The sequence below is a fragment of the Blautia stercoris genome (genome assembly GCF_054657695.1).
On record NZ_BAAHYF010000002.1, the window covers coordinates 267,593 to 280,480 of the forward strand.

At 38.3% G+C, this 12,888-nt stretch carries 9 protein-coding genes; all 9 read left to right on the top strand.

Annotation, left to right across the window (positions count from 1 at the left end):
- Window positions 1-85: 85 nt before the first annotated feature.
- The 9 genes from ACYQ2D_RS10955 (at window position 86) to ACYQ2D_RS10995 (ending at window position 12,864) form a co-directional block, all read left to right on the top strand.
- The gene (locus tag ACYQ2D_RS10955; protein WP_118701326.1) at window positions 86-1,198 is read left to right on the top strand and encodes an ABC transporter ATP-binding protein; all 1,113 of its coding nucleotides are present in this window, start codon (window positions 86-88) and stop codon (window positions 1,196-1,198) included.
- Window positions 1,199-1,476: 278 nt separating this feature from the next.
- Complete coding sequence (locus ACYQ2D_RS10960; protein WP_459785439.1) at window positions 1,477-2,562, top strand: PucR family transcriptional regulator; 1,086 nt, start codon at window positions 1,477-1,479, stop codon at window positions 2,560-2,562.
- 414 nt (window positions 2,563-2,976) lie between these two features.
- Entirely contained in the window at window positions 2,977-5,265 is a 2,289-nt protein-coding gene (locus ACYQ2D_RS10965; protein ID WP_459785440.1) for a hydratase, read from the top strand.
- Window positions 5,266-6,651: 1,386 nt separating this feature from the next.
- Window positions 6,652-7,326 carry an RluA family pseudouridine synthase gene (locus ACYQ2D_RS10970; protein WP_117457367.1) on the top strand — a complete coding sequence of 225 codons (675 nt, stop codon included), beginning with the start codon at window positions 6,652-6,654 and terminating at the stop codon, window positions 7,324-7,326.
- 248 nt (window positions 7,327-7,574) lie between these two features.
- Window positions 7,575-8,834: an ABC transporter substrate-binding protein gene (locus ACYQ2D_RS10975; protein WP_459785441.1), complete on the top strand. Its 1,260-nt coding sequence runs from the start codon at window positions 7,575-7,577 to the stop codon at window positions 8,832-8,834.
- Between the two features lie 467 nt (window positions 8,835-9,301).
- Window positions 9,302-9,610, top strand: a complete 309-nt coding sequence (locus ACYQ2D_RS10980; protein ID WP_118701322.1) for a hypothetical protein — start codon at window positions 9,302-9,304, stop codon at window positions 9,608-9,610.
- An 82-nt stretch (window positions 9,611-9,692) separates the two neighbouring features.
- The gene (locus tag ACYQ2D_RS10985) at window positions 9,693-11,729 is read left to right on the top strand and encodes a V-type ATP synthase subunit I (protein WP_459785442.1); all 2,037 of its coding nucleotides are present in this window, start codon (window positions 9,693-9,695) and stop codon (window positions 11,727-11,729) included.
- Entirely contained in the window at window positions 11,726-12,202 is a 477-nt protein-coding gene (locus ACYQ2D_RS10990; RefSeq protein ID WP_022302884.1) for a V-type ATP synthase subunit K, read from the top strand. Before ACYQ2D_RS10985 ends, ACYQ2D_RS10990 begins: the two co-directional genes overlap by 4 nt.
- A gap of 65 nt (window positions 12,203-12,267) precedes the next feature.
- Complete coding sequence (locus tag ACYQ2D_RS10995) at window positions 12,268-12,864, top strand: V-type ATP synthase subunit E (RefSeq protein ID WP_117457371.1); 597 nt, start codon at window positions 12,268-12,270, stop codon at window positions 12,862-12,864.
- Window positions 12,865-12,888 lie beyond the last annotated feature (24 nt).

The following is a 12,888-nucleotide window of genomic DNA, read 5'->3' on the forward strand; positions in this document are numbered from 1 at the left end:
CGAGACAAAAACGTTTAAAACAGCAGAACAAGCGTGGAAAACGAAACATAAGCGTGAAAACGTAACAATTAGGAGGAAGAGAACAATGGCAAGTTTATCATTACAGCATATTACAAAAAAATATCCAAATGGTTTTGAAGCAGTTAAAGATTTCAACCTTGAAATCGCAGATAAAGAATTCATCATCTTCGTAGGACCTTCAGGTTGTGGTAAATCTACAACACTTCGTATGATTGCAGGTCTGGAAGAAATTTCCGGTGGTACATTAAAAATCGGTGACAAAGTTGTAAACGATGTAGAACCAAAAGACAGAGATATCGCAATGGTATTCCAGAACTACGCTCTGTACCCACACATGACAGTATACGATAACATGGCATTTGGTCTGAAATTAAGAAAAGTACCAAAAGATCAGATTGATAAAATGGTTAAAGAAGCAGCTAAAATCCTTGACCTGGAAAAACTGTTAGATCGTAAACCGAAAGCTCTTTCCGGTGGTCAGAGACAGCGTGTTGCTATGGGACGTGCTATCGTGCGTGAACCTAAAGTATTCCTTATGGACGAACCTCTGTCAAACCTGGATGCTAAACTTCGTGTTCAGATGCGTACTGAGATTTCCAAACTTCATGAAAGATTAGGAGCAACAATTATCTACGTAACACATGACCAGACAGAAGCTATGACACTGGGTACAAGAATCGTAGTTATGAAAGATGGTGTTGTACAGCAGGTTGATACACCTAAGAATCTGTATGATAACCCATGCAACCTGTTCGTTGCCGGATTCATTGGTTCTCCTCAGATGAACTTCTTAGATGCTGTTTGCCATGTAAAAGGTGAAGATGTTACACTTCAGATTGGTAAAACTACTCTGTCTGTTCCGGCTTCTAAGAAAAAAGCATTAATCGACGGCGGATATGATGGAAAAACTGTTGTTCTTGGTATTCGTCCGGAACATGTATCTGACGAACAGATGGCTATCGCTGCTCATCCAGAAAGCGTAATCGAAGGTGACATCACTGTTTATGAATTACTTGGTGCTGAAGTTTACTTATACTTCGATATCGAAGGATTCCATCTGACAGCAAGAGTAAATCCTCGTACAACTGCCAGAACAGGTGATAAAGTTAAATTCGCTCTGGATATGGAAAAAATTCATGTATTTGATAAAGAAACAGAACTGGTTATCGCTAACTAATTGTTCGTTATTCACGATAATTCAAGCTGCTGCGGAAATTCCGCAGCAGTTTTTTTATCTACTATAGAGCAGAAAACCCCATCCGCATTAGTCGGTTGGGGCAGTTCAAAAAACTGTTGGATTTCTTGCAAATTTTAGTAAAATAAGATATTATATAAAAAATAACGAAAAGTTTTTTTGTGATAATATGCATTTTGATGTGAACTACCACACGCCGAAAGGCATGTGGTTTTACGGCGACAGAAACTTATAAAAATACAGAGAAAAGAGGATACAATATGATATCAAGTCAGGTGATACAAAAGACACTGGATGAATTGAGAAGCATAACAAGAATTGATTTATGTGTGATGGACGTAGACGGCAAAGTAAATTCAACTACTTTTCCGATAGAAGATGAGGATTTTGGGGATATATCCAGTTTTGTGGAATCTATGGCAGATAGCCAGGTCATAAGGGGGTATCATTTCTTCAAAATTTATGATGGTCAGACTGTCGAATTTATATTGATTGCAAAAGGTGGAAACGAAGACACATACATGATTGGGCGTGTTGCAGTTTCGGAGATTCAGAATCTGATTGTGGCTTATAAAGAGCGTTTTGATAAATCAAACTTTATTCAGAATTTGATTCTTGACAATCTTCTTCTTGTGGATGTCTATAACAGAGCAAAAAAACTGCACATTCCGGTAGAAGCAAAACGTGTGGTTATTCTGGTTGAAATAAGAAACGAGAAAGATCAGGATGCGATTGAAATCCTGAAAAATATGTTTATTTCAAGAAGCAATGATTTTATTACGGCAATTGATGAGAAAAATATTATTATTGTGCGTAATCTGGAAGAGAGCGACGATTATGAATCCATCGAAGCGATTGCAAGAATGATTGTAGATATGCTCAATTCTGAGGCGATGGCAAAAGCGAGAGTTTCTTATGGAAATATCATCCATGAAATTAAAGATGTATCCCGCTCTTACAAAGAGGCAAAGATGGCACTTGATGTAGGAAAGATTTTCTATGTGGAAAAAAATATTGTAGGTTACAATAATCTTGGAATCGGTCGTCTGATTTATCAGCTTCCAATGCCTCTGTGCGAAATGTTCATGAAAGAAGTATTTGGTGGAAAGCTTCCGGAATCTCTGGATGATGAAACTTTAAATACCATTAATAAATTCTTTGATAATAACTTAAATATTTCCGAGACATCAAGACAGCTCTTCCTGCACAGAAATACTCTTGTGTACCGTTTAGAAAAAATCCAGAAAAGCACCGGACTTGATATCCGTGTATTTGATGACGCATTGACCTTTAAGATTGCGCTTATGGTTTCCAGTTACATGGATTTTATGAACAATCAGGACTGATATAGTTTCCTGATTTAAGCGAAAAGCTTGGTTGCTTGCAGCCAAGTAATTCACGATAGAAAATAAGAAAAGTACTTCCTGTTAAAAAAGTCGGGAAGTATTTTTTTATGCTTTAAAAGAATACGTGCACTCATGTATACAATTAAATTCATACAATAAAGTGATAAAATGCTTGCATTTTACCGTAATAAAATTTATAATTAGAGCGTAAAAGTAGTGTTGTGGATAGGAATATCCTATACAGCAGAGGCGAGGTGGACACGCCTGTAAGAATAAGGAGTGCCTGATTGGTTAGGTGGAAACTTAAATATCAGACTTCTTAAATGGGAGCGTCAGCTCCTTAGAAGCCCATTACATATAGAAGATGGGTAGTTCACTAGTAAAATACACCAATAATAATGAAGGAGTATGGTTATGGTTAAGTTGTATAATGGCGGTGCATGGCTGGTAAACGGCACAGAAATTGTAGAAGATAATAAAGATGCATCAGCAGTAATTGCAAATTTGACAGGCAAAGCACCTGTTTCCAAAGAAGAAGCTTCCAAAGAGACAATTGCATATTCAATTCTTGAAAAACATAATACATCCGGCAATATGGATGATTTACAGATTAAATTTGATAAATTGACTTCTCATGATATTACTTTCGTAGGAATTATCCAGACGGCGAGAGCTTCAGGACTGGAAAAATTCCCGATTCCTTATGTACTGACAAACTGTCACAATTCTCTTTGTGCGGTCGGTGGAACAATCAATGAAGATGACCATATGTTTGGACTTACCTGCGCAAAACGTTATGGTGGAATGTATGTACCGCCGCATCAGGCAGTCATTCATCAGTTTGCAAGAGAAATGCTTGCAGGCGGTGGAAAAATGATTCTTGGTTCTGACAGTCACACACGCTATGGTGCGCTTGGTACAATGGCAATGGGAGAGGGCGGACCAGAGCTGGTAAAGCAGTTACTTTCTAAAACTTATGATATTCGTCGTCCGCAGGTTGTCGGTGTCTATCTGACCGGAAAACCGATTCCGGGTGTTGGACCACAGGATGTGGCACTTGCAATTATCGGAGCAGTATTTGCAAATGGTTATGTAAAAAATAAAGTAATGGAGTTTGTTGGACCTGGAGTTGCAAATTTAAGTGCAGATTTCAGAATCGGAATTGACGTTATGACAACCGAGACAACCTGTCTGTCTTCTATCTGGGTAACGGATGATAAGATTAAAGAGTTCTATGAGGTTCATGGAAGAAGTGAAGAATATAAAGAACTTGCGCCGGGCGCAGTGACTTACTATGACGGCATGGTTTATGTGGATTTAAGTCAGGTAAAACCGATGATTGCAATGCCGTTCCACCCGAGCAACACTTATACCATTGATGAGTTAAATGCAAACTTATATGATATTTTAGATGATGTTGAGAAGAAAGCCCAGATTAGTCTGGACGGCAAGATTCCATTTACTTTAAAAGATAAAGTTCGTGACGGAAAACTTTATGTGGAGCAGGGAATTATTGCAGGTTGTGCAGGTGGTGGATTTGAAAATATCTGTGATGCAGCTGATATCTTAAAAGGTGCAAGCATTGGTTCGGATGCCTTTACCTTAAGCATTTATCCGGCAAGTACCCCGATTTATGTGGAACTTGCAAAAAATGGTGTGCTGGCTTCTTTAATGCAGACGGGTGCAGTTGTAAAAACAGCGTTTTGCGGTCCTTGCTTTGGAGCCGGAGATACACCGGCAAACAATGCGCTTAGTATTCGTCACTCTACCAGAAACTTCCCAAATCGTGAAGGTTCTAAGATTCAAAATGGTCAGATTTCTTCTGTCGCTTTGATGGATGCACGTTCCATTGCAGCAACTGCAGCAAATAAGGGGTACCTTACTTCCGCAGCAGATTTTGATGTAAAATATACGAAACCGCGTTATTTCTTTGATAAGACAATTTATGAAAACAGAGTCTTTGACAGCAAGGGTATAGCAGACCCGAACACAGAAATTCAGTTTGGTCCAAATATCAAAGACTGGCCGGAAATGTGTGCACTGACCGATAATCTGGTATTGAAAGTAGTCTCTGAAATTCATGACCCGGTTACAACAACGGATGAACTGATTCCATCCGGCGAAACTTCTTCTTTCCGTTCCAATCCACTGAAACTGGCTGAATTTGCATTATCAAGAAAAGACCCGGATTATGTTCCTCTTGCAAAAGAAGTCCAGAAAGCGGAAAAAGCAAGAGAAGAAGGAAACTGCCCATTAGAAGCAGTTGCAGAATTAAAACCGGTATGGGATAAGATTAAGGATTCTTTCCCGGACATGAACAGTGAAAACACCGGAATCGGAAGTACCATTTTTGCAGTGAAACCTGGTGACGGCTCTGCCAGAGAGCAGGCAGCATCCTGTCAGAAAGTATTAGGAGGATGGGCAAATATTGCAAACGAGTATGCAACCAAACGTTACCGTTCCAATTTGATTAACTGGGGTATGCTTCCATTCTTGATTTCAGACGGAGAACTGCCGTTTAAGAATAAAGATTATATCTTTGTTCCGCAGATTCGTCAGGCAGTAGAAGAAAAATGGGACGAAATCAAGGCTTATGCAGTTGGTGATGAATTAAAAGAATTTACATTAAAATTAGGCGATTTGACAGATGATGAGAGAGAGATTATCTTGAAAGGTTGTTTAATTAACTATTATAGAGGATAAATACTTTGAGTTAAAAGGGGATGCTGTGAGAATGGCATCCTCTTTTTGATTGCAAAGCGACTGCGTTCATGAGCAAGTAGCGAAGCGGATTGCGAATGTCCGCTTTACTGTGTAATTATGAAATGCATTAGAGATAGAGCTATTGCCGTAATTGCTCGAAAGATTAGATATAAAATAAATTGTATATATAATTTAAAAAATAATTCACAATTTACAGCAATAAAAATCAAATAAAAAATAAATTACTAAAAATAAAACTTTTTATAAAAAATATATTGACAAATATGCTTTAGCATGGTAATATATAACCATCAAAAGAAAACACCAATTACTACATAACCAATTCCTAGATATTGAGAAGAGAAATCTATTTAGGAAGTTGGCTACAAGGTACAAACGATAGTTATCATTTTTCCTTAAGTGTATGGAGAGTATATAATAGGAATAAATCATAATTAGAGAAGTACTAAGGATAAAGTAAAAGGTGGAATCGTGAAATATTGATAAGGAGGTAACGTCCATTGGAAATAACAGAGACAACAAATTATCAGTATGAGAGTGGTAAGGCATAGTTCCCTAAGAAAGACCTGATTTCCATTAGGAAATTTTCAGAAATTCCAAAATAAGATTTTAAAAATAAAAATCAGGTAAAATATCAAAAATGTCCTCATATTGAATCATTACCACAAAAGATGATAAAAAGGTTTCAAGATATATGTAAAGAAATATATTTTGAAAAAACAAAGTATTTATATATCCTTCAAAGGTATGAAATCAAGAAAAACAAAGATAGAGTAAAAAATAGAAAGTCGGTTTTAATCAGTTGGTATCTATAGATATTTATATACTTATAATCGAAAATATTTGTTTTGATTTCCTGAGAACTTCATATCAAGAAAAAATATATAAAGAAATGTTTTGAAAGCAAATGCTCGGGATATTTGAAAGAAGCTTTTTATTATCAATATAGATGATATGAACTTTCAGCAATATTATTTTAACTTTCTAAGAATAAAAAGTAAGGATGTAAAGAAATCCAATCTATATTCTAAGAAAAGAAAATAAAAGTTGTAAAATGGGGAATAAAGAGAGAAACCGGAAAAGATATTTCATTTGATAATTGAATATAGTAAAATAAAATTAAGAGGAACTAAATAACCAATTATCATTCCAGATTTTTTATAAAAACAGGTATTAGTGTTAAATTAAAAATAACAATACAAATAATAAAAAAGAGAGGAATTATTAAAATTGAATAACGCAGAACATCATTAGGGCAACCGTTGTATCTGAAAAAAGTTGAAGGTATGGCGGTTGTCCTTGTGTGCGCAGAAGAATAAAATTTTCAGAATACATTAAGGAGACGGAAAGACGAGGAAAAATAAAATGGGATATACAGTAATTGAGGACACAATTCTTTATGAAGACAAGGATTTACTGGTCTGTCATAAACCAGCGGGCATGCCGGTGCAGAGCAGACAGGTTGGAAGTCAGGATATGGAGCATGCCCTGCTCGGATATCTCGCGAGAAAAAAAGAGCCGCTGTATCTTGCGGTGATTCATCGGTTGGATCAGCCGGTTGAGGGAATCCTTGTTTTTGCAAAGAATAAAAAATCAGCGGCGGGATTGAATAAACAAATGCAGGACGGAAAGATGGATAAGTATTATCTGGCTGTGACATCTAAGATACCGGAAAAAAAGAGTGGCAGATTAGAAGACTGGATGATAAAAGATGCAAAAAAGAATACGTCGAGAATTGCAAAAGAATCTGAGGCAGGAAAGAAGAAGGCAGTACTGGAGTATCAGGTGTTAAAAGAAAAAGATGAAATGGCATTGGTGGAGATCCATCTGTTTACCGGACGGCATCATCAAATTCGTGTTCAGACTGCTAATGCAGGATTTCCACTTTATGGAGATACCAAGTACAATCCGGAATTTGTCGGAACAAAGGAATGGGTGCAGATTGCACTCTGTGCGTATAAGTTAAATTTTGCGCATCCGATTACGAAAAAACAGATGAAGTTTGAACTTCCGACGCCGGAGCATTTTCCGGTAGCTTGACAGCATGAAATAAATAAAAATACGCGATTTTGCTTAATTACACGTTGAACCTGGCTGCTTTAGTGCATTTCTTCACAAATTTATCACAAAATACCTATAGACACAAAAACTGTTTCGTGTATAATGAAAACGTGGTTGGGATACAAACTGGTTGATAACTCACTCATATAAACAGGAGTTATCGGCTGAGAAAATAGTGTAGTGAGAAGAATAGAAACACCTGGAGAAAAAAGCGGAGGAAAAAGTGTATGAAAAGAGCAGTTGCAGTTTTATTATGTGCAGTGCTTGCAACAGGAAGTATAACTTCCTGCCAGAGCAAGAAGAGTGAAACAGCGGCAAGTTCTAGTGTGAAAGAAGAAAAAGAGACAAAGACAGACAAGGATAACGAGAACGAAAAAGACGATACATCAAAAAATGACTCAAAAGGTGCAGAGAATACGGAAAATCAAGAGAATGTATCAACCGACATCAAAACAGATACAAAATCAGAAGGTGACGAGTCAGAAAATACAGATGCCGAGAACGATGATATGAAGGATGATTTGACCATGCAAAAGCTTCGTGAAAATGGAAGCTCGATTGATTATACTTCTTTAGAAGAAATTAATTTAGAGGCCGGAAGTCATATTGCAGTGGTAGTAAAGAGCACAAAGAGCGGTTTCTGGACTTCGGTTAAGCGCGGTATGGACGCAGCAGTGGCTGATTTAAATGAAAAACTGGGTTATAAAGGTGATGACAAAATAAAGCTGACCTTTGAAGGTCCGTCAGATGAAACAGATGTAGAGGATCAGATTAACATTATTGATGCTGTGCTTGGTGAAAATCCGGATGTATTATGCCTTTCTGCAATTGACATGGATTCCTGTCAGGCTCAGCTTGAAGCAGCAGAAGAAAATGGAATTCCGGTGATTGTATTAGATTCTGGAGTGAAAACCGGAAATGTCAATGCAACCTGCGTTGTGGATAACTATCAGGCAGGAGTACAAGCTGCTGTAAAGCTTGCAGATACAATCGGCGGAAGTGGGAAAATAGCTGTGATGACGCATGTGGAAAGTGCTCAGAACTGTCAGGAAAGAGAGCAGGGCTTTACTGAAGCAATTGCAGAAAAATATCCGGATATCGAGATTGTAAATATTTCCCATCAAAATGAAGAAACTTCTGTCAGCGAGATGGCAGAAAGTGTGTTAAAATTGTTCCCGGATGTAAAAGGCTATTTCTGTACCAATGAAAATGTGTCAGGGGATGTGCTGGATGCAATCTCTGCATCCGGAAAAGAAGTGGCAGTTGTCGGAATCGATGCGGGAAAGAAACAAAAAGATGCCATTAAGTCTGGAAAAGAAGTCGGAGTGCTGGTACAAAATGCTTATGGAATGGGCTATGCAACTGTTGTAGCAGCAGCAAGAGCAGTGCTTGGAATGGAAAATGATGAAAGTATTAATCCTGGAATGGAATGGATTGATTCAGAAAATATTTCCGATGAGCGGTATGCTAATTATTTGTATGATTAAAAATTGAACGCAGATAAGCATTCCCCTGCTTCAAGTGCGCAGAGCACTAAGCGGCGGGTGAGGGGGATGCTTCTGTCAGTGAGAGTTGAAAGCTCCCACTGACAGATCGCAAAGCGACTGCGTTCATGAGCAAGTAGCGAAGCGGATTGCGAATGTTCGTTTTACAATCGAAATGTAAAGATAAAAAAATAGAGTAAAAAAATCGCCTTGTATTTTTGAATAAATACAGGGCGATTTTTTTGTGCTAAAGTACTACATTTATAATAAGAAGAAACACCTTCATTTTTTGAATGGAAATTGGCAAAATATACAAAAAAATACAGAAATAGGTGGGTAGTATGACGTGAATTTTCTTGCGTGTTGTGCTTATTCTAAAATAATGATGTAAAATGTGTATTTGTACGTTAAAATATTGACAAAATGCATAAAGCATAGTAATATTTAAAATATGTGAAGGTGGTGATACTGTGATAGAAGGAACAATCAAAGAAATCAGGGATGCAGAGAAAAAAGCAGATGAAATGGTGCAGGAAGCCAAACGTCAGAGCTTAAAAATATCCCAGGAAGCAGAGGAAGCTTCCAAAAAACTGTATGCGGACATGGTTTCTGAAGCACAGCAGAAGGCGGAAAAATTGCGTGAATCTGCAGAAAACTCCGAAAAGCAACGCACAGACGAAGCTTTAAAACAGACGGAGAAAGAAATTGAAAGCATGAAAGCTGCGGCAATAGGCCGCAAGAATGAAGCGGTTGATTTGATTATTTCCGAATTAATCTGAGTGCAAAATGCACCGGAAGAAGCGGTAGAAATAAAAAATATCCGCTTAAAGTTTAACAAAACAAAAAAGGAGGGATGCGAACATGGCAGTATTGCAGATGCAGCGAGTTAGTATCTGCGCACTGAAAAAGGACCGGAAATCTATCCTTGAGAGACTGCAGTCCATGGGAGTAATGGAAGTCAGTCAGGTGCTTGAGGACGAAAGTGGTTTTGAGAAGCAGGATACGCAGGGAACAAGAATTCTCTTTGAAAAGAAAGCGTCATCTGCAGACCAGGCACTTGAGATTCTTCAGGAATATGCACCGGAAAAAACTTCCTTTTTGTCCAGTCTTGAGGGCAAGGCACTAATTGAAAAAGAAAAATACGCAGAGAGTATTTCAAAAAAAGAAGACATCATGGATGTGGTATCTGATTTGGTTGGCTGGCAGAAAGAAATTGCAGAATGTCGTGCAAATATTCAGAAAACAGAAAATCAGATAGAAGCCTTAAGTCCATGGCTTAGTCTGGATGTACCGATGAATTTTGAAGGTACCGGCAGCGTAAAAGCTCTGATTGGAAGTTTTTCAAGTGTTATGACGCTGGAAGAAATTTATACACTGACAGCAGAACATGCACCGGATGTCGAAGGTGTAGATGTTACGATTCTTTCCTCAGACAGAGACAGTACTTATGTAGTAGTACTTTGTCTGAGAGAGCAGGCAGAACTGGTTGAAAACGCATTGAGACAGGGTGGATTTGCAAGACCGTCTCAGCTGTGTGATGAAATTCCAAAAGTAGAGCAGGAAAATCTGACTGCTGAAATTGGACTTTTGGAAAAACAGATTGAAGTTTGTCAGAATCATATCAAAGAATGTGCAGATAAGCGTGCACAGTTGCGTGTGATTTCCGATTATTTCCGTACAAGAGCACAGAAATATGAAGTATTAGGCACAATTCCGCAGTCTGAAAAGACATTTTTAATCAGCGGATATGTACCGAAAAAAGCAGCAAACGCAGTAAAAAAAGCGATGGAAGAGAACTATGATTTAGTTGTCGAAATTGAAGAAATCAAAGAAGAGGAAGAAGCACCTGTTGTGCTTTCCAACAATGGATTTTCTGAATCCGTAGAAGGTGTTCTGGAATCTTATGGTCTCCCGAAAAAAGGAGAAGTAGACCCGACATTTATTATGTCATTTTTCTATGTGTTCTTCTTCGGTCTGATGCTTTCCGATGCGGCTTATGGTCTGGTTATTTTCCTGGCCTGTTTCATCGCAATCAAAAAATTCCCGCGCATGGAGCGTGGAATGTATAAGTCATTGAAAATGTTTATGTATTGTGGACTTTCCACTTTAGTATGGGGTGTCCTGTTTGGCGGATACTTTGGTGATGCCATTGACGTGGTTGCAAGAACATTCTTCCACGTAGATGTGCCGTCAACGGGATTGATTAAGGCAGTATGGTTTGTTCCTCTTAACGACCCGATGCGCCTTTTAATGTACTCCATGCTGTTTGGTGTGATTCACCTGTTTATGGGACTTGGAATTAAAGGATATATGTTAGCAAAAGAAAAACAATATATGGATTTCTTCTGTGATGTTATTATCTGGTATGTGTTCTTAATTGGTTTGATTTTAATGCTGCTTCCAAGTTCAATCTTTGCTTCTATCTCACAGATTCCGGCAGGAACATTCCCACCGGCAGTTTCTGTGACAGGTAAAGTAATGGCAATCGCAGGTGCAGTCGGTCTGCTTCTGATGTCTGGACGTGCAAATAAAAATGTTGCACTTCGTCTGGCACTTGGAGCTTATGATATTTATAACGTAACAGGATGGTTAAGTGATGTACTTTCTTATTCCCGTCTGTTAGCTCTTGGTCTTGCGACAGGAGTTATCGCATCGGTTGTAAACCAGATGGGAAGTATGTTAGGAGATGGAATTCTTGGTGCAATCGGATTTATTGTTGTATTTATCATTGGTCACACATTAAATCTGGCAATTAACCTGTTAGGTGCTTATGTGCATACAAACCGTTTGCAGTTTGTAGAATTCTTCGGAAAATTTTACGAGGGTGGCGGAAAGCCATTTAACCCATTTAAATTAACTACGAAATACGTGGATGTTAAGGAGGAAACTTATTTATGAGTCAGTTAGGAATTGTTTATGCATTACTTGGTGCAGCAGTAGCAGTATTTTTAGCAGGTGCAGGTTCAGCAATCGGTGTAGGTATTGCAGGACAGGCAGCTTCAGGAGTTGTATCAGAAGACCCAAGCAAATTTGCGAAAGTTCTGATTATGCAGCTTCTTCCGGGTACACAGGGTATTTATGGTCTGTTAGTTGGATTTATTACACTTTCTAAAATCGGTTTATTAGGTGGCGGAATGTTAGATTTAACACCTCAGCAGGGTCTTTTAGTACTTGCAGCATGCCTTCCGATTGGTATTGTAGGTCTGATTTCCGGTAAATATCAGGGAATGACTTCAGCAGCAGCAATCGGTATTGTAGCAAAGAAACCGGAACAGTTTGGTAAAGCAATGCTTTTCCCTGCAATGGTTGAAACTTATGCAATCCTTGCTCTTCTGATTTCTATTCTTTCAGTAACAAACCTGTCCTTCTAATTTTACAGGACTTATAGGGCGAAAAATAGAAACAGGAAAGAAAAAGAGCAAAGGAGAGCGCAGGAATGACTGGATTAGAAAAAATGAAAAGCCAGATTCTGAACGAAGCAGAGCTAAGTGCAAAGAAAATTTTGGATGAAGCGAAGCAGGATGCAGAAAAAGTAATGCAGACAGCAAAAGAAAATGCTGAGGCAGAATGTGGGCGTATCTCCAAAAAATCAGAGGCGGAACTCGAAGCGGTAAAAGAAAGAGCAGCATCTTCCCGTGACCTGCAGAAAAGAAAAGCAATTCTTCAGGCAAAACAGGAAGTGATTGCAAAGATTCTCGATGACGTTTATGAAGCACTGTTGGTGTTAGATGATAAATCTTATTTTGAATTTATCCGCAAAATGCTGAAAAAATTCGTTCTGCCACAGGAGGGAAGCATCTGCTTCTCTTCCAATGATTTAAAGAGAATGCCGGAAAATTTTGAAAGCGAAATTATGGACATTGCAGCCAAAAAAGGCGGAAAACTGACTCTGTTAAAAGAGGGAAATGATACTATCCGCGGCGGTTTTGTTCTTTTATATGGAGGAATCGAAGAAAACTGTACCTTTAAGGCAATGTTCGATTCCAAGAAAGGTGAACTTTCCGATAAAGTTCATGTATTATTATTTTCATAAGCGATAACCGCAAAAAGGAGGAAC

What these genes read in the sequence shown, in the direction of transcription:
- ACYQ2D_RS10975 (WP_459785441.1), top strand. Translation starts at nt 7,575, where the DNA reads ATGAAAAGAGCAGTTGCAGTTTTATTATGTGCAGTGCTTGCAACAGGA.
- ACYQ2D_RS10995 (WP_117457371.1), top strand. Translation starts at nt 12,268, where the DNA reads ATGACTGGATTAGAAAAAATGAAAAGCCAGATTCTGAACGAAGCAGAG.
- ACYQ2D_RS10960 (WP_459785439.1), top strand. Translation starts at nt 1,477, where the DNA reads ATGATATCAAGTCAGGTGATACAAAAGACACTGGATGAATTGAGAAGC.
- ACYQ2D_RS10970 (WP_117457367.1), top strand. Translation starts at nt 6,652, where the DNA reads ATGGGATATACAGTAATTGAGGACACAATTCTTTATGAAGACAAGGAT.
- ACYQ2D_RS10965 (WP_459785440.1), top strand. Translation starts at nt 2,977, where the DNA reads ATGGTTAAGTTGTATAATGGCGGTGCATGGCTGGTAAACGGCACAGAA.
- ACYQ2D_RS10990 (WP_022302884.1), top strand. Translation starts at nt 11,726, where the DNA reads ATGAGTCAGTTAGGAATTGTTTATGCATTACTTGGTGCAGCAGTAGCA.
- ACYQ2D_RS10985 (WP_459785442.1), top strand. Translation starts at nt 9,693, where the DNA reads ATGGCAGTATTGCAGATGCAGCGAGTTAGTATCTGCGCACTGAAAAAG.
- ACYQ2D_RS10955 (WP_118701326.1), top strand. Translation starts at nt 86, where the DNA reads ATGGCAAGTTTATCATTACAGCATATTACAAAAAAATATCCAAATGGT.